Here is a 17,112-nt window from a genome sequence, read left to right as displayed (position 1 = left end):
GTCATTTGGGCCAATTCAAAGCGGACTTCATGTCGCCAAAAACCCCGGTTTTTCGAATTTTTGGGTCAAATCAAGTGGCAGGCTATAGGAGGTTCTGGAAACCAATGAATTTGACCCAGAACGCGTGAGTCTGACCTAAAACAGCTGATTTCGGGCGGTGTTGTTGGTTGCTTCCAAGTCAACGCGGGACCTCTGCATTGTTTGTGCCTGTTAACTGCGGTGACTTGACCGCAGTGGGTTTGGTTGCCGAACGGGCAGAGCGTGCCCTTCGTTGAGGGTTCGGCTTAGACCAAAAACTCTTTGTCGACGGGAATTTGCATCGCGTTGACTAGGTGATTGGTCTGTCCCGCCAACCCGATGACCGCAAGCAACTCTGCGTGCTGAGCTTCCGTCATTCCGCGCGCCTTTGCCGCTGCCGTGTGGGAATGGACGCAGTAGGTGCAACCGTTCGCCGTCGAGACGGCGATGTAGATCATCTCTCGTGTAAGGGGATCTAAAGCACCCTCGGCTGTCATGACAGCCTTCAGTCCTTCCCAGGTCCGCTTCAACAGAACAGGGTCATTGGCGAGACCGCGCCAGAAATTGTTCACAAAATCTGATTTTCTGGTTGTCCGTATATCATCGAAGACTTCCTTCAATGCCGGCACTGCGTTTACTTCCGCATCGGTAAGCAGCTTGACGGTGGCCATGGCAGTTCCTTTTCGAGATCAATGGACCGCAGCATACATGATCTCTCCCTCGGTTAATCGGCGTGTGGCGATCTGACCCATCCTGCACCGCCGACCATGCAAAAGCGGCGATCCCTGATCGCCGCTTTTGCAGTCGTTCCCCAGCCGGAGTTGCGTTTTATTCGGCGGCGGTGGGACGAAGCACGCCGCGCCGGATCTGATCGGCCTCGATGGATTCGAACAGGGCGCGGAAGTTTCCTTCGCCGAAGCCCTCGTCTCCCTTTCGCTGAATGAACTCGAAGAAGATCGGGCCGATCACGGTTCTCGAGAAGATCTGCAGCAGGATGCGGGTCGTGCCGCCATCCACCACCCCCTCGCCGTCGATCAGGATGCCGTGCTGCTTCATCCGCTCGATCGGCTCGTCATGGCCGTGCACGCGGTCGTGCGAGAGTTCGTAGTATGTTTCCGGCGGGCCGGGCATGAATTTCAGGCCGTTATCGGCCAGCTTGTCGGTCGCGTCGTAAATTTCCTCCGTACCGACGGCGATGTGCTGGATGCCCTCGCCCTTGTATTTCCGCAGATACTCCTCGATCTGGCTGGTATCGTCCTTGGACTCGTTCAGCGGAATGCGGATCTTGCCGCAGGGCGAGGTGATCGCCCGGCTCACCAGCCCGGTAATGCGGCCGTCGATATTGAAGAAGTGGATCTGCTTGAAATTGAATAGCTCGCGATAGAAATCCCACCACTTGTCCATATTGCCGCGATAGACGTTATGGGTCAGATGATCGAGATAGTAGAAGCCGACCCCCTGCGGCTTCGGATCGCGTTCGCCCAGCCATTCGAAATCCGCGTCATAAAGCGATCCCTTCTCGCCGTAGGTCTCGACGAAATAAAGCAGCGAACCGCCGATCCCGACGATTGCCGGAATGTCGATGGTCTTGTCCTCGCCCTCATAGGGCGTAGCACCCTTTGACACCGCATGCTCGAACGCATGCCTTGCGTCAGAAACGCGCCAGGCCATGGACGGCGCGCAGGGGCCATGTTTGTCGACGAAGCGCATCGCATGGCTGCCGGGCTCGGCATTGATCAGATAGTTGATGCTGCCCTGGCGCCAGACGGTGATGTCCTTCGTGCGGTGCTTGGCAGCGCAAATGTACCCCATGCGGGCGAAGAGCTCGCGAAGCTTTTCCGGCTCGGGATGGGCAAATTCGACGAACTCGAAGCCGTCCGTGCCGGCCGGGTTGTCGGCGGTAATGCCTGTCGGCGGTGCGTCATGCGGGAAAGGGCCCATTGTTCTCTCCTCCGAGATGGATTTTGAACAATTATGGCGCAGTTCGCATGCATTGTACTTGCATTCCCGCGGACTTCCGCCATTTCAATACACGGTTCATGCATGGAATGAAGGAATTGCGCACAGATGGAACAGATTGACGGATATGACCTGAAAATTCTCGCGGAATTGCAGCGTGACGGCCGCCTGACCAATAATGAGCTGTCCGAATTGATCGCGCTCTCGCCCTCGCAATGCTCGCGCCGGCGCGCGAGACTGGAGGCGGAAGGCTTTATCCAAAGCTACCGGGCGGTATTGGATCGCGGCAGGCTGGGATTCGATCTTATGGTGGTCATCGCCGTCACGCTCGCCACCCACAATCGCGACAACGCCAAGCGTTTCGCGGCACTGATTGCCAACCTGCCGGAGGTGCTGGAATGTTTCGCCCTGACCGGCGAAATGGACTACCATCTCAAGGTCGTAACACCTGATCTCGCCGGGCTTTCGCATTTCGTCAACGACGTGCTGCTACCGCACGACAGCGTTCAGCATGTGAAGACATCGATCGTGCTTCAAACGCTGAAAGACTTTCAGGGTCTGCCGGTGCGTCAGCGCAGCAGGCAGTGACCGGGCTCAGCGGTGCCGCTTGGTCATGACGGCTTCAACGGCCGCAAGACCGGAAGCAAGCGCCCGAAGACCGTCCTCGCCGAGAAGCGACGCCAGTTCCGCCGAGTATCGGCCTGCCAGAACGGTCAATTCGCGATAGGCTTTGCTTCCCGCCGGCGTCAATTCGAGGTGCTCGACACGGCGGTCTTGCTCGTCTTGCGTCCGCTTCAGCCACCGGCGCTTCTCAAGCGCATAGACCGCCCGGCTGACCTTGGTCTTGTGCATGGTGGAGTGAACGCCGACCTCCGTCGCCGTCATGCGCCCGGAACTTCCGAGCGCTGCAAGCGTGCGCCACTCCGGCCGCGTCAGGCCGTACTCGGCCTTGTAGGCCGCCGCAAAGCGCAGGGCGATAAACTCCGCAGCCCGATTGAGCCGAAACGGCAGGAATTGGTCGAGATCGAACTCGCGGGCGTCCATGGTTTCCTTGATAGTTACAAAATCGATAGTTACGTTTGTAACCATGATGACGGAGGAGAGGCAAGCCATGCTGGACAAAGCGAGGAGCACGGCGGTCGATGCCGTTGCGGACGAGCCGCAATATATGCCGGGCTTCGGCAACGATTTCGAGACGGAGTCCCTGCCCGGCGCCTTGCCGCAGGGCCAGAACAGCCCGCAGAAATGCAACTACGGTCTCTATGCCGAGCAATTGTCAGGCTCGCCCTTCACCGCACCGCGCGGCACCAATGAGCGCTCGTGGCTCTATCGCATTCGCCCGAGCGTGCGGCATACCGGCCGTTTTTCCAATGCGGATTACCCGTTCTGGAAATCGGCACCTTGCCTTGACGATCATTCGCTGCCGCTCGGTCAACTGCGGTGGAGCCCGATCCCTTCGCCGGCGAAAGAACTCGACTTTCTTGCCGGCCTCAGGACGATGACGGCCGCCGGCGACGTCATGACCCAGGTCGGCATGGCGGCGCACGCCTATGTCTTCAATGCCGACATGATCGACGATTACTTCTTCAATGCCGATGGGGAATTGCTGGTCGTGCCGCAGCTTGGTGCCATCCGCATCTTCACCGAAATGGGCATCATCGACATCGAGCCTTCCGAGATCTGCCTTATCCCACGCGGCATGATCTTCAAGGTAACCCGCCTCGGGGACGGTCGGGAATGGCGCGGCTATATCTGCGAGAACTATGGTGCCAAGTTCACGCTGCCCGATCGCGGGCCGATCGGGGCGAATTGCCTTGCCAACCCGCGCGACTTCAAGACGCCGGTCGCCGCCTACGAGGACAAGGAGACGCCGTGCCGGCTGCACGTCAAATGGTGCGGCAAGTTCTACGTGACCGAGATCGGCCATTCGCCGCTGGATGTGGTGGCGTGGCACGGCAACTACGCGCCGTTCAAATACGATCTGCGCACGTTCGCGCCGGTCGGCGCGATCCTCTTCGATCACCCGGATCCGTCGATCTTCACCGTACTGACGGCGCCTTCGGGAGAGGCGGGAACCGCCAATGTCGACTTCGTCATCTTTCCGCCGCGCTGGCTGGTGGCCGAACACACGTTTCGTCCGCCCTGGTACCATCGCAACATCATGAGCGAATTCATGGGCCTGATCCATGGTCAGTACGACGCCAAGGAAGAGGGTTTCGTGCCGGGCGGGATGAGCCTACATAACATGATGCTGCCGCACGGGCCGGATGCGATGGGCTTCGAGAAGGCCTCGAACGCCGAGCTCAAGCCAGTGAAGCTGGACCATACGATGGCTTTCATGTTCGAGACGCGTTTTCCGCAGCAGCTGACACGATATGCAGCCGAGCTTGAGACGCGGCAGGACAACTATCTCGAATGCTGGGACGGGCTGGAGCGCAGGTTCGACGGGACGCCGGGCATCAAGTGAAGGCTGTTCGTGAGGGGCCGGCGTTCCGGCTGATCATTCAAGACGGAATTTGAAAAAGATGAAACTTGCGACGCTCAAGGACTCTACGCGAGATGGCCGTCTGGTCGTCGTCTCCAGGGATCTCACCCGATGCTCCGAGGTCGGTCATATCACTCGGACCATGCAGGCGGCGCTGGACGACTGGGCCCATGTGGCTCCGCGTCTTGCGCGCGTCGCGAAGGGTCTGGAGACCGGCGCGCAACCATTCATACGGTTTCACGAACACGAGGCCGCATCGCCACTGCCGCGCGCCTATCAGTGGGCGGATGGCTCGGCCTATGTCAACCACGTCGAACTGGTCCGCAAGGCGCGCAACGCCGAGATGCCGGCAAGCTTCTGGACCGAGCCGTTGATGTACCAGGGCGGCTCCGATTCATTCCTCGCGCCGCGCGATCCGATCGTCATGCCTGACGATACCTATGGCATCGACATGGAAGCGGAGATCGCCGTCGTCCTCGATGACGTGCCTATGGGAGCGACGATCGACGAAGCGCGCGCCGCGACCCGTCTTGTGATGCTCGTCAACGACGTTTCACTGCGGGCGCTGATCCCCGCGGAGCTGGCGAAGGGCTTCGGATTCTTCCAGTCGAAGCCCTCCTCGGCCTTTTCGCCGGTCGCAGTAACGCCAGACGAGCTTGGCGACGCATGGGACGGCGGAAAACTCCATCTGCCGCTGCACGTCGACCTCAACGGCGAACCCTTCGGACGCGCCAATGCCGGTATCGACATGACGTTCGATTTCGGGGAGCTCATCGTCCATGCCAGCAAGACCCGGCCGCTCAGCGCCGGCACCATCATCGGTTCGGGCACCGTCTCCAACAAGCTGGACGGCAGGCAGGGCAAGCCGGTGGGCCAAGGCGGCGTCGGCTATTCCTGCATTGCCGAAATCCGCATGATCGAAACGATCGAGACCGGCGCACCCGTAACACCGTTCATGATGTTCGGCGATACGGTTCGTATCGAGATGAAGGACGCGGCCGGGCACTCGATCTTCGGCGCCATCGAACAGACCGTGACGCGATATGACAGAAACTGAGGCGGCTTTGATGAGCGAAACGGTTCTTTTCGACTATTGGCGCTCTTCGGCAAGCTACCGCGTCCGGATCGCGCTCAATATGCTGGCGATCCCGTACCGGTCCGTTGCTGTCGATCTCCTGGCCAAGGAACACAAGCAGGCGGCTCATCTGGCGCGAAACCCTCAAGGGCTGGTCCCTACGCTTTCGATCGACGGACAGATGCTAACGCAGTCTCTCGCCATCATCGAATATCTTGCGGAAACGCGGCCTCAGGCTGGCTTTCTGCCTGCAGACATCTTGGGCCGCCAGCGCGTCAGAGCCCTTTCCTATGCCATCGCGATGGAGATTCATCCGGTTTGCAATCTCGGCGTCGTTTCCCACATCATGGAGCAGTCGGACGATCCGGACGCTGCCCGGATAGCATGGATGGGCAAGTTCATCCGTGAGGGGCTTGAGGCCTTCGAGCGGATATTGGACAGACCGGAAACCGGGGAATTTTGCCACGGGGACAGCCCTACCATGGCCGATCTCTGCCTCGTGCCGCAGATCTACAACGGCCGCCGCTGGAAGGTCGATCTTTCTGCCTGCCCGCACGCCACGGCGATCGCGGAAAAATGCGGGCGTCTGCCCGCCTTTGCCGCCGCCCATCCCGACCAGGCACGAAAGAGTACCGCTCTTTAGCAGCCATCTTCAGTTGTTCTTGAACACCAGGCAGACGCCGCCGCTCTTGCGCACCTCCTGGCAGACCTGATTTGCCTCGGCCCGTGTCTGACGCCCAACGCGGGCGACGTATCGAGGCCGGTAACCGAAGCTGCGGTCGCGTTGGCGCAGAATGAGTGGCCTTTCAGAGTTCAAGGGTGACGGCAGCTTGCTGATATCCTGCAGGAAAAGACTGCGGGCGGCCGATGGGTCGAAGTGAGCGGCGAGTTGCGCGCCCCAGGGCGCCCATACGCCTTCGGGCTGCCAGGGATCACTCTTGAAACGGCGGCTCTCGGCAAGGGCAATACAGGCGTCCAGGAAAGGCTTGTCCTTGTCGAGTTCGGGTGCCGGTTTCTCTGGTGGCCTGTCTTTCCACTCTTCGATGGTGTGCGCCGTTATCGCGGTGACATAGCTCCGCGTTTCGAACGGCAAAGCGCCGGCATCGAGGAAAGCCGCCAGACCATCCTCGCCGGCATTATAGGCGGCCGCGGCAAAGCCGAGATTACCGAAACGGTTGCGCAGGTCATTGAGATAGGCTGCCGATGCCTGCAGCGCGCTGAGCGCGTCATAACTGTTCTCCAGCCCCCGCAGTTTGGCGGTGCCCGGCATGAACTGCGCAATCCCCTCAGCGCCCTTTGGGCTCAGCGCGTCGGGCCGAAACCGGCTTTCGCGCCAGATCAGCCGCGCGAAATAATCCGGAGGAAGCTGGTTGGCGCGCGCGAAGTGATCGATGGCCGTGCAGATATCCGCGCTGTAGCTGTCCTTTCGCACGCAAAAGGTGGGGCTGCCGGCGGCCGCCTCCAGAGAGTAAAGACATGCCGGCGGGGCAGGCTTCCCTTCGGGCTGGGAATACCCCGGACTGGCGAGCAAGGCGGCAACGAACGCGCCCGCCATTGGCGCAAGTCTTCCGGCTGTCGCCTTGCGCATGAAGCGCCTCATCCGGTGCCTCTCCCAAACTCCATCGGATCGTCGCGCCGAGACTATCAAAATGAAGTGGAGACCGCCATTGCCGCGATCAAGGAATCAATGGCCTTTGGCTAGGTCATCGGTCAGAAACGCTCGCGCAAAAGGCCGATTGCATCGGCGTCGGCATTTGCAAAGGCAAGCCGAAGATAGCCGTCTTGACCTTCGCCGAAATAGCTTCCCGGGATGCAGACGACGCCCGCTTCTTTCGCAAGCCTTTCCGCCACCGTTACCGAAGGCGTGTCGCCGTACGGATGGCGGATGAAGGCGAAGTAAGCGCCGATCGCGGCGATCGACCAGCCGTTCGTTGCCGCCATGACCGCTTTCAGTGCGTCGGCGCGGCGGGTGATTTCCAGCCGGTTTGCGGCGCGCCAGTCCGCCAGGATGGGAAGCGCCGTCGCGACCGCAACCTGAGCGGCTCGCGGGGCGCAAATCTGCATATTGTCCATGATCTTGGCGATCTCGGCCACGATGCGCGGGCCGGCTGTGATGGCGCCGAGCCGGTGTCCCGGGATGCAGAAGGACTTGGAGAAGCTGTAGAGAAGGACCAGCGTCTCCTCCCAGCCGTCGATGGAGAGCAGGTCATGCGGCGCTCCGCGATCGGCGGGAAGGAAGTCACGATAGGTCTCGTCCAATATCAGCCACGCCCCGTGCTTTCGGCAGAGATGAAAGAGCTCGCGGAGCAGCGCCGGCGGGTAGACGGCACCGGTCGGATTGTTCGGCGTGACGACCGCAAGAGCCCTTGCGCCCGACGACAATGCCCGTTCGGCGGAAGCCAGATCCGGCAGGAAGCCGTTTGCGGCATCGCATTCGACGAGCACCCGACCAATGCCCAGCATCGAGAGCGTGGTCTCGTGGTTGAAATAGAAGGGATTGGTCAGCCCGATCGTTTCGCCTGCCTGAGCGAGTGCAATGACGGAGCACATGAAGGCCTGGTTGCAGCCTGACGTAATGTGGATGTTGGCGGCGGAAACGCTCGCGCCATAAACATCCGACATATGCGCCGCATAAGCCTTCCTCAGGACCTCCTCACCTTCGATGGCACCATAGCCCGTCATTGCGGGAGAAGCGGCCGTCTCGCCGAGAAGCCGCAGCATTTCCGGATGCGCCGGGTAGCCGGGCACCGCCTGCGACAGGTCAAGCAGCGGCCCCCTGCTGCCGTCATATTCGCGCGCCCAGGCAAGCACGGAGGGAATCGGCGGAGGCGACAAACGGGCGACAAGCGGGTTTGGGCGGGCGACGGACATGCGCGGTTCCTTCAAAGATCCTCAGGGTTTCAGACGGCGTTTAGCCGGCTTTCGCGCGGTGGCGCGAGCACGAGAGACGGGGGTGAAGCTTTCGGCGGCAGCCGCCGGAGCCTCCAATCGTGCGCGGCCCCGGATCACACGCCGGGCGGAGGCTTGCGGTTCGGCTCCGCGATCGCTCTCGAGCGCAGCGAAGAACCAGTCGAGGAAGACTTTGACAATCGGCGCAGCGCGCACTTCATTGCGGCAGCCGACGTAGAAAGCATCGTTGGCCGGAACGGAGAGATCGAAGGGCACGACGAGTTCGCCCTGGGCAATCAGGCTTCCGGCCGTGATCGTGTCGCCTAGCGCAACACCCTGCCCGCTCAAGGCCGCTTCGGTCGAAAGGCGCGCATCGCTCATGAAATGCTGCCTGCCGCGCGGCATATCCAAGGCGTCGGCCGCAGCAAGCCAGGTGTTCCATTCGCGTCCATCGTCGCCGTGGAGCAGTACGTGGTCGCGCAGATCGCGGACCGAACGCAGCGCGCGGCTGTTCATCAGCGTCGGGCTGACGACCGGGAACAGCTGCAGGTTTGTCCAAAGGCGCGCCCAGCAGTCCGGCCAGGCGCCATCACCATAAAGGATGCAGATATCGAGGTCCGGCGAATAGAGCAGATCGGGATCGTTCGAAGCGACAAGCGTCAAACTGATATCCGGGAACTGTTCGCTGAATTGATGCATGCGCGGGATCAGCCAGAAAGACAGCAAAGCGGGCACACACGAAATCCTCAGGCTGCCGCTGGTCGACGGGCGCGTCACCAATGCCGTCGCTGCCGCAATACTCTCGAACGCGCTCGTGAGTGCCGGCAAAAGCAGCGCCGCCTGCGGCGTCAGCTTCAGCCGTTTGCCGTTACGCTCGAAGAGCGGTGTGCCGAAGATAGCCTCCAGCGCTTTGATCTGATGGCTGATCGCGCCATGCGTGACGTTCAGTTCGCGCGCGGCGCCCGAGACCGAACCCCGCCGGGCCGCGGCCTCGAAGGCACGCAATGAATTCAGCGGCGGCAATCGGTTGAACATGGCGGTCTGTTGTGAAAAAATCTCACGATGAGCGGTATAACAATGTGAATTGCATTTCCATCATTTTTGTTGGGTAATGCAAGAAAATAAGAAGAAGAGCGTGGGGAACGACGACAAGCCGCATGCGTGCCGGTTCCCCGCCTTTGGAGAAAAAGAGGTGAACCGGAATGGCCTGGGATCAGACGAAACTCGAAGAACTGCGCGCAAAATTTGCCGATAGCCACGGCGGCGAGATCTTCGATCCCGATTTTCGCAAAGTCGCCGACAAGATTTTTTCCAAAAGCGGGACGCGACTGGCCCCTTACGCAGGCGTTCCGACATTCTTGAGCGCCCCCTACATGCCGGTTGCGGCCGACGAGCCGGATTTCGGCAATCTGCAGGTCGCAATCACCGGCATTCCGATGGATCTCGGCGTTACCAATCGGCCGGGGTCGCGCTTCGGACCGCGGGCGCTGCGCGCCATCGAGCGTATCGGGCCTTACAACCATGTGCTGGGCACCGCGCCGGTGTTCGACCTCCGTGTTGCCGATATCGGCGACGTGCCCTTCCAGAGCCGCTACCGGCTGGAACTCAGTCACGAAGACATCGAAAAGCGCATCAACCAGATCGTCGACGCCGGCGTCGCGCCGCTTTCGGTCGGCGGCGATCATTCGATAACTCATCCGATCTTGAAGGCCGTTGGGAAGAAGCAGCCGGTCGGCTTGATCCACATCGACGCCCATTGCGATACGGGCGGCGCTTACGACCAGACGAAGTTCCATCATGGCGGCCCGTTCCGCAATGCCGTTCTCGACGGCGTGCTCGATCCGACGCGCACGGTGCAGATCGGCATCCGCGGCTCGGCCGAATATCTCTGGGAGTTTTCCTACGAATCGGGAATGACCGTCATCCACGCCGAGGAGGTGACGGGCATGGGAATTCCGGCAATCATCGAAAGGGCGAAGGCAATTGTCGGCGACGGACCGACCTACCTCACCTTCGACATCGACAGCCTCGATCCAAGCTTTGCCCCCGGCACCGGAACCCCGGAAGTCGGCGGCTTGACAACACGCGAAGTTCTGGAATTGATCCGTGGCCTGAAAGGGGTCAATCTCGTCGGCGGCGATGTTGTCGAGGTCGCGCCGCAGTATGACGCAACGACGAATACTGCTCATGCCGGCGCTCAGGTCCTGTTCGAGATCCTGAGCCTGATGGTCTTCAGCCCATCCATCGGCAACAAGCGCGACTGACGCCGGCAGCCACCGGAATTGCAAGTTCATGACAGACCAAACAAAAGAGGGAACAAAACCATGAAAAAGATACTCGAAGCGGCGGTCAGCCGCCGCAACGTGCTGGCAAGCGGCCTGGCGGCCACCAGCATGCTTGCCATGCCGTCCATCCTGCGCGCGCAGGACAAATCGCTGAAGGTCGGCGTCTATGGCGGCTACTTCAAGGATTCGTTCGACAAGAACATCTTCCCGGAATTCACCAAGGCGACCGGCATCGCCGTCGAGGCGGTGGCCGAGCCGACCGGCGAAGCCTGGCTGGTGCAACTGGAGCAGGCCGCCAAGGCAGGCCAGGCGCCCGCCGACCTTTCGATGATGTCGCAGGTGGCGATGCTCAAGGGTCAGGCGACCGAGCTCTGGACGCCCATCGACATGACGAAGATCAAGAACGCTTCCGGCCTGATCGATCGCTTCGTCAACAGGTATCCGGACGGCCGCGTCGCCGGCGTCGGCGCCGTGGCGTGGTACATCACACTCGTCACCAATACCGACGTTTACAAGGAGCCGCCGACCTCCTGGACCGCGCTGTGGGATCCTGCAAATGCGGACAAGCTCGGCCTGCTTGCCCTCGTCTCCAACTCGTTCCTGCTGGAAGTAACAGCCAAGACGCATTTCGGCGGCACGAACGCGCTGGACACCGAGGAAGGCATCTTGAAAGCCTTCGATAAGCTTGCCGAAGTGAAGCCGAACGTTCGCCTCTGGTATCGCGACGAAGCGCAGTTCGAGCAATCGCTGAAATCCGGCGAAATTCCGATGGGTCAGTACTACCATGACGTCACCGGACTTGCAGCCGCTGACGGCTTCCCGGTCCGTTCCACCTTCCCGAAGGAAGGCGGCATCCAGGATTCCGGCTGCTGGGCGCTGTCGCGCGCGTCGAAGAAATCCGAAGAGGCACACATCTTCATCGACTATATGTGCCAGCCGGCCATTCAGGCGCTGATGTCGCGCAAGGTCGGCACGGCTCCGACCCTCAAGCGCGAGTTGCTCGACCTTACCGATAAGGAGTTTGCTGCGGTTTCCTCGGCCATCGAGCCGATCATCCCGCGCTATGACCTCTATCAGACCAAGTCGGATTGGCTGAACCAGAAATGGACGGAACTCATCGTCGGCTGAGATTTGAAGCTTGAATGCGCCGCAGCGGTCTGTGTGCGCCTCCACCTTTGACGGCGAGGCGCATGCGGAGCATTCTTCGTGCGCATGCGCCTCACGCGGGGGATCTATGTCCGGACTGGCACTCAACAACGTCACGAAACAATTCGGCCCCTTCACGGCCGTCGACAATGTCCAGCTCAACGTTCCGCACGGGACGTTTGTCTGCATGCTCGGCCCCTCCGGCTGCGGCAAGACCACTCTGCTGCGCATGATTGCCGGCCTCGACACGCCGACCGGCGGCGCCATCGTGCTCGATGACAAGGACATTACCGCCATCCCAACGCATAAGCGCGAACTGGGAATGGTTTTTCAATCGCTCGCGCTTTTCCCGCACCTGACGGTCGGCGAGAACATTGCCTATCCGCTGCGCATCCGCGGCACGGCAAAGGACGCGCAGAAGAAGCGCGTCGATGAACTGCTCGCGCTCATCCACCTACCGAGTTATGCCGACCGGCCGGTGAACAAGCTATCGGGCGGCCAGCGCCAGCGTGTGGCGATCGCCCGGGCGCTGACGATTTCCCCGAAGCTCTTCCTGCTCGACGAGCCGCTTTCGGCGCTCGACGCAAAGCTGCGCGAGGCGATGCAGGTGGAGCTTCGCCAGCTCCAGCAGCAGCTTGGGATCACGACGATCGTCGTTACCCATGATCAGCGCGAGGCGATGACGATGGCAGACACTGTCGTCGTCATGAATGGCGGCCAGATCCGCCAGGCGGCGAACCCGATCGAGATCTACCGCCGTCCCGCCGATCGCTTCGTCGCCGATTTCATCGGCTCCACCAACCTGCTCGAAGTCGAAGCCGACTCAGCCGGCCGGGCGACCGTCCTCGGCAAGGTTATCGAGGGAGTTTCGCTGCCGCCTGGCCTCACTAGGGCAACCCTGTCGGTACGGCCGGAGGATGTGCATCTGACAGCACCCGGCGGCAGCACCATCGGTGGCAGGGTAACTTTCATCCGCGATCTCGGCGGCACGATCGAGACCTTCCTTGACCTTTCCGGAACACAGGTCATCGCCGTTTCAACCCCGCGCGAACGGCCGGCTGTCAACGTCGGCGATGAGGTCGGCGTCAAGATCTCGCCCGACATCTGCGTGGTGCTGAAGCAATGAGGCGCGAACGACCGCAGAACATCGCCGACTACTGGCCGCTCGCCTTTCCAGCCGGAATGCTGACGGTCTTTTTCGTCATCCCGTTCGGAACGATGGTTGCCGTCAGCTTCTTCCAGCGGCAGCAGGGCGGCTTCTATACGCCGGCCTTCGTCTTCGACAACTACGCCCGTTTCATCAGCCTGTTTTTCGGCAAGGTGCTGGGTTTTTCGCTGTTTCTCGCAATCGCCGTCGCGGTCTGCTGCGTCGTGCTTGGCATTCCATTCACCTATCTGCTGACGCGCGTGGGGCGCAAGGCCCAGGTGATCTGGCTGGTGGCGCTGCTGTCGATCCTTTCCCTTTCCGAAGTCATCATCGGCTTTGCCTGGTCGACGCTTTTTTCGCGCACGGCCGGCATCACCAACCTGCTGGTCATGCTTGGCGTCATGCAACAGGCAGTGCCGTTGACGCCGAGCTTCGAAGCGGTTCTGGCGGGCATGGTCTATCAGGCCCTGCCCTACACGATCCTGATCCTTTATCCCGCCCTCGTCCGGCTCGATCCGACCTTGACGGAAGCGGCGCAAACGCTCGGCGCTTCCCCGGTCAAGGCGTTTTTCACGGTCGTCGTGCCAGCATTGCGCAACACGATCATCGCAACGCTGATCATGGTCTTCATCTTCGCGCTCGGCTCCTATCTGCTGCCGCAGATCCTCGGCCGCCCGTCGCACTGGACGCTATCGGTGCTGATCACGGACCAGGCCGTCTACCAGTCGAACATGCCGTTTGCTGCGGCCATGGCCGTGTTCCTGGTGCTGGTGACGCTCGCGATGGTGGGACTGACGGTCCTGGTCGGACGCAAGGGAGAAATGGCATGACCACCTTTCTCCGCCGTCTTTACTTCGCGCTGATCGGCCTTTTCCTTGCTGCTCCCATCATCGTCGTCGCAGGCGTATCGATCAACGAGAAGCAAAGTCTCAACTTTCCGCCCCGGGGCTTTTCGCTCGGCTGGTACGGCGAGATCTTTGCCAATCCCGAGTGGCGGAATGCGCTCTTTGCTTCGCTGACTCTCGCCATTCTCTCAGCGGCGCTCGCTGTCCTCATCGCATTGCCGCTCGCCTGGTTTCTGTGGCGAAGAATTGCGCCATGGGCGAACATCTTTCAGCTGCTGGGAATCGCTCCCTTTACGCTGCCGCCAGTCATTACCGCGCTCGGGATGTTGACCTTCTGGGCGACCACCGGTTTTTACGGCGCGCCATGGACCGCTGTGATCAGCCACGCGATCTTCTTCGTTACCTTGCCGCTGGTGACGCTATCGCTCGGATTCACCTCGATCGATCGCTCATTCGTCGAGGCGGCAGCGACGATGGGAGCAGATGACCGGACCGTGTTCACGACGGTCGTCTTGCCGCTGATCCGGCCATACCTGATCTCCGGCTATGCCTTTGCCTTCGTTCTCTCGCTGAACGAATACATCGTCGCCTACATGACGGTCGGTTTCACGATGGAGACCTTACCCATCAAGATCTTCAACGCACTGCGCTATGGCTACACGCCGACCATGGCGTCGGTGACCATCCTGTTCGTCGTGACCGCGGCCCTGATCTTTGGGCTGATCGCCCGCTTCGGTGATCTTCCGAAGCTGCTCGGCGCGATGGCGGGAGAGAAGTAACCGCGGCATCTTGCCGGCTCGCGCGCGGAGCCGGCGCACCTTGTAAGCCGGGGGGTGAAAGGCAGCGAGAGCATCACGGCTCCGCTGCCTTTCTCTTTTAAGCCGCCTGCACCTTTCTGCTCGTTCTGGCCCATTCCGGCAGCCAGTCGCCATGCGCGGCGAGAAGGTCATCGACAAGCGACCAGATCTGGTCGAGGTCGAGTTCGGCCGCGGTGTGCGGGTCCATCATCGCGGCATGATAGATATGCTTGCGGTTCTCAGTCATCAGAGCCTGAACCGTCAATTCCTGGACGTTGATGTTGGTGCGGATCAGTGCCGTCAGCTGCGGCGGCAGGTCGCCGATGAAAGTCGGCTGGATGCCGGATGCGTCGACCAGGCAGGGAACTTCCGCGGCACAATTATAAGGCAACGAGGTGATACAGCCATTGTTGCGGACGTTGCCGTAAATGACCGAGGGTTCGCCCGTCCAGACCGAGTTGATGATCGAGGAAGCATATTCCTTCGACTGCTTGACCTCGATCGTGTTTGCCGTGCGGTAGGTCTCTGCCTGCCCCTTCCAGCGCTCGATCTGTTCGATGCAGCGCTTCGGATATTCGTCGAGCGGAATGCCGAACTTCTCGATCAGATCCTCACGCCCCTCCTTGATGAAGTAGGGCGTGTATTCGGCGAAATGTTCGGAGCTTTCGGTGACGAAGTAGCCAAGCCGCGTCAGCATCTCGTAACGCACCTTGTTCGGGCAGCGCGGATTCCAGCCGGGCTTCGGCGCTTGGCCCTCGCGATAGGCGCGCACGAGGTCGGGATAGAGGTTTTTGTAGGAGCCGTCCGGCTGGCGATGCTCGAACTTCAGATAGAAGGCCATATGGTTGATGCCGGCCGAGCGGTAGCGGATTTCCTCGTAAGGGATATCGAGGTCGTGCGCCAGTTCCATGGCCGTACCCTGCACCGAGTGGCAGAGACCGACTTGCTTGATCGCCGGGTATTTCTCGGCGATCGCCCAGGTGTTGATCGCCATTGGGTTCACATATTGCAGCATGATTGCTTCCGGGCAGACGGCGAGCATGTCCTCGCAGATCTTCCAGAGATGCGGAACGGTGCGAAGCCCGCGCATGATGCCGCCGACGCCGAGCGTATCGGCAATCGTCTGGCGCAGGCCGTATTTCTTCGGCACTTCGAAGTCCGTCACCGTACACGGCTCATAGCCGCCGATCTGGAAGGCGACGACGACGAAGTCGGCGCCCGCCAACGCCTTGCGCTGATCGGAATAGGTCTCCGCCTTCGCCGTGGCACCAAGCGTTACGATGAGCTTGTTGACGACGATGGCGCTTTCTTCAAGACGCTGCGGGTTGATGTCCATCAGGGCGATGGTGGCGCCTGAGAGTGCGGGGCGCTGCAAAACGTCCCCGATGATGTTCTTCATGAAAACGGTGGAGCCAGCCCCGATGAAAGTGATTTTGGGATTTCGTGCCATCATAACCTCCGGCATTGGGTAATCACGCTACTTCGAAAGCGGCTTTCACGAGCCGTTCCGTGTAGGCGGTCTTGGGATTGGAAAGAACTTCGTTGACGGGTCCCTCTTCCATGATGCGGCCGTGCTGCATGACGATCACGCGATGGCAAAGGGCACGCACGACCTTGAGATCATGCGAGATGAAAAGGTAGCTTAGGCCTCGCTCGTCCTGCAGTTTGCGCAGGAGTTCGATGATCTGCGCCTGAACGGAAAGGTCGAGCGCCGAGGTCGGTTCGTCGAGGAGGATGAATTCCGGCTCGAGCGCGATGGCGCGGGCAATCGCGATGCGCTGGCGCTGACCGCCGGAGAATTCGTGCGGGAAGCGCGAGAGGATATTGTCCGGCATGCCGGCCGCAATCAGTGCCTCGCGCACCCGGTCGATGCGCTCGGCCTTGGTTGCGCCGAGTTTGTTGACGACCAGCCCCTCCTCGATGATCTGGCCGATCGTCATGCGCGGATTGAGCGAAGAGAACGGGTCCTGGAAAACGATCTGCATGCGCGAGCGCAGCGGCCGCATCTCCGAGCGCGAATTTCCATGAATCGGCTGGCGGTCGAAATAGATCTCGCCGCTGTCGGGATCATTCAGCCGGACCAGCGCCTGGCCGAAGGTCGTCTTTCCGGAACCGGATTCACCGACGAGGCCTAGCGTTTCGTGCCGTCGAAGGGTCAGGCTCAGGCTGTCGACGGCAATGAGCTCCCTCAATTCCGGCTTGAAGAAACTGCCATGGCGCAGCATGAAGGACACGCGCACGCCCCGGGCATCGAGAATGATCTCGGAATTTTCCGGCAGCGGATTGGCCTGGCCGCGCGGCTCGGACGCGAGCAGATGCTTCGTGTAGGGATGCTGCGGGTTGGCGAACAGGCTCTCCGTCGTATTGTGCTCGCGAATTTCGCCATGCTGCATGACATAGACGTAATCTGAGAACTGCCGGACGACGGTGAGGTCGTGCGTGATGAGGATCACCGCCATCCGCAAC

The 17,112-nt window shown here is 60.9% G+C and carries 17 protein-coding genes; 9 read left to right on the top strand and 8 right to left on the bottom strand.

Going from position 1 to position 17,112, the window contains the following annotated elements:
• Nucleotides 1–284: 284 nt before the first annotated feature.
• Both ACPYOJ_RS30320 and hppD read right to left on the bottom strand, forming a co-directional pair.
• Nucleotides 285–689 carry a carboxymuconolactone decarboxylase family protein gene (locus ACPYOJ_RS30320; RefSeq protein ID WP_481419561.1) on the bottom strand — a complete coding sequence of 135 codons (405 nt, stop codon included), beginning with the start codon at nucleotides 687–689 and terminating at the stop codon, nucleotides 285–287.
• A gap of 157 nt (nucleotides 690–846) precedes the next feature.
• Nucleotides 847–1,959, bottom strand: a complete 1,113-nt coding sequence (hppD, locus tag ACPYOJ_RS30315; protein ID WP_481419560.1) for a 4-hydroxyphenylpyruvate dioxygenase — start codon at nucleotides 1,957–1,959, stop codon at nucleotides 847–849.
• Nucleotides 1,960–2,085: 126 nt separating this feature from the next.
• On the opposite strand from hppD, the gene ACPYOJ_RS30310 reads away from it, so the two are divergent.
• Nucleotides 2,086–2,565, top strand: coding sequence for an Lrp/AsnC family transcriptional regulator (locus tag ACPYOJ_RS30310; RefSeq protein ID WP_481419559.1), 480 nt, complete (start codon nucleotides 2,086–2,088; stop codon nucleotides 2,563–2,565).
• Nucleotides 2,566–2,571: 6 nt separating this feature from the next.
• Here the strand turns inward: ACPYOJ_RS30310 and ACPYOJ_RS30305 are convergent, their stop codons facing one another.
• Complete coding sequence (locus ACPYOJ_RS30305; RefSeq protein ID WP_481419558.1) at nucleotides 2,572–3,021, bottom strand: MarR family winged helix-turn-helix transcriptional regulator; 450 nt, start codon at nucleotides 3,019–3,021, stop codon at nucleotides 2,572–2,574.
• Nucleotides 3,022–3,088: 67 nt separating this feature from the next.
• Here ACPYOJ_RS30305 and hmgA point away from each other — a divergent pair, with 67 nt between their 5' ends.
• The 3 genes from hmgA to maiA are packed head-to-tail and all read left to right on the top strand — an operon-like array spanning nucleotide 3,089 to nucleotide 6,180.
• The gene (gene hmgA, locus ACPYOJ_RS30300; protein WP_481419557.1) at nucleotides 3,089–4,444 is read left to right on the top strand and encodes a homogentisate 1,2-dioxygenase; all 1,356 of its coding nucleotides are present in this window, start codon (nucleotides 3,089–3,091) and stop codon (nucleotides 4,442–4,444) included.
• A 58-nt stretch (nucleotides 4,445–4,502) separates the two neighbouring features.
• Nucleotides 4,503–5,519 (top strand): fumarylacetoacetate hydrolase family protein, encoded by a 1,017-nt coding sequence (locus tag ACPYOJ_RS30295; RefSeq protein WP_481419556.1) that lies wholly within the window; start codon nucleotides 4,503–4,505, stop codon nucleotides 5,517–5,519.
• Between the two features lie 10 nt (nucleotides 5,520–5,529).
• Nucleotides 5,530–6,180, top strand: a complete 651-nt coding sequence (maiA, locus tag ACPYOJ_RS30290; protein ID WP_481419555.1) for a maleylacetoacetate isomerase — start codon at nucleotides 5,530–5,532, stop codon at nucleotides 6,178–6,180.
• 9 nt (nucleotides 6,181–6,189) lie between these two features.
• On the opposite strand, the gene ACPYOJ_RS30285 is transcribed toward maiA, so the two are convergent.
• From ACPYOJ_RS30285 to ACPYOJ_RS30275, 3 genes are all read right to left on the bottom strand, one after another.
• Nucleotides 6,190–7,125, bottom strand: coding sequence for a lytic transglycosylase domain-containing protein (locus ACPYOJ_RS30285; RefSeq protein ID WP_481419554.1), 936 nt, complete (start codon nucleotides 7,123–7,125; stop codon nucleotides 6,190–6,192).
• A gap of 122 nt (nucleotides 7,126–7,247) precedes the next feature.
• The gene (locus ACPYOJ_RS30280; RefSeq protein WP_481419553.1) at nucleotides 7,248–8,408 is read right to left on the bottom strand and encodes an aminotransferase; all 1,161 of its coding nucleotides are present in this window, start codon (nucleotides 8,406–8,408) and stop codon (nucleotides 7,248–7,250) included.
• Between the two features lie 21 nt (nucleotides 8,409–8,429).
• Complete coding sequence (locus tag ACPYOJ_RS30275; RefSeq protein WP_481419552.1) at nucleotides 8,430–9,461, bottom strand: LysR substrate-binding domain-containing protein; 1,032 nt, start codon at nucleotides 9,459–9,461, stop codon at nucleotides 8,430–8,432.
• 167 nt (nucleotides 9,462–9,628) lie between these two features.
• Here ACPYOJ_RS30275 and speB point away from each other — a divergent pair, with 167 nt between their 5' ends.
• The 5 genes from speB (at nucleotide 9,629) to ACPYOJ_RS30250 (ending at nucleotide 14,628) form a co-directional block, all read left to right on the top strand.
• Nucleotides 9,629–10,690 carry an agmatinase gene (gene speB, locus ACPYOJ_RS30270; RefSeq protein ID WP_481419551.1) on the top strand — a complete coding sequence of 354 codons (1,062 nt, stop codon included), beginning with the start codon at nucleotides 9,629–9,631 and terminating at the stop codon, nucleotides 10,688–10,690.
• A gap of 60 nt (nucleotides 10,691–10,750) precedes the next feature.
• Nucleotides 10,751–11,839, top strand: coding sequence for an ABC transporter substrate-binding protein (locus tag ACPYOJ_RS30265; RefSeq protein ID WP_481419550.1), 1,089 nt, complete (start codon nucleotides 10,751–10,753; stop codon nucleotides 11,837–11,839).
• A gap of 106 nt (nucleotides 11,840–11,945) precedes the next feature.
• A complete protein-coding gene (locus ACPYOJ_RS30260; protein ID WP_481419549.1) occupies nucleotides 11,946–12,983 on the top strand; it encodes an ABC transporter ATP-binding protein in 1,038 nt (345 codons plus the stop codon).
• On the top strand, nucleotides 12,980–13,834 hold the full coding sequence (locus ACPYOJ_RS30255) for an ABC transporter permease (protein WP_481419548.1): 855 nt from the start codon (nucleotides 12,980–12,982) through the stop codon (nucleotides 13,832–13,834). The genes ACPYOJ_RS30260 and ACPYOJ_RS30255 overlap by 4 nt, the downstream gene beginning before the upstream one ends.
• Nucleotides 13,831–14,628 carry an ABC transporter permease gene (locus ACPYOJ_RS30250; RefSeq protein WP_168829680.1) on the top strand — a complete coding sequence of 266 codons (798 nt, stop codon included), beginning with the start codon at nucleotides 13,831–13,833 and terminating at the stop codon, nucleotides 14,626–14,628. The genes ACPYOJ_RS30255 and ACPYOJ_RS30250 overlap by 4 nt, the downstream gene beginning before the upstream one ends.
• A gap of 97 nt (nucleotides 14,629–14,725) precedes the next feature.
• On the opposite strand, the gene melA is transcribed toward ACPYOJ_RS30250, so the two are convergent.
• On the bottom strand, nucleotides 14,726–16,096 hold the full coding sequence (gene melA, locus ACPYOJ_RS30245) for an alpha-galactosidase (protein WP_481419547.1): 1,371 nt from the start codon (nucleotides 16,094–16,096) through the stop codon (nucleotides 14,726–14,728).
• 22 nt (nucleotides 16,097–16,118) lie between these two features.
• On the bottom strand, nucleotides 16,119–17,112 hold a 994-nt coding region (locus ACPYOJ_RS30240), incomplete at its 5' end, for an ATP-binding cassette domain-containing protein (RefSeq protein ID WP_481419546.1).

This window comes from Rhizobium sp. SVR5-9E, assembly GCF_056755095.1.
The sequence above is the reverse complement of the archived record's forward strand: the minus strand, read 5'-3'. Positions and strand labels throughout refer to the sequence as shown.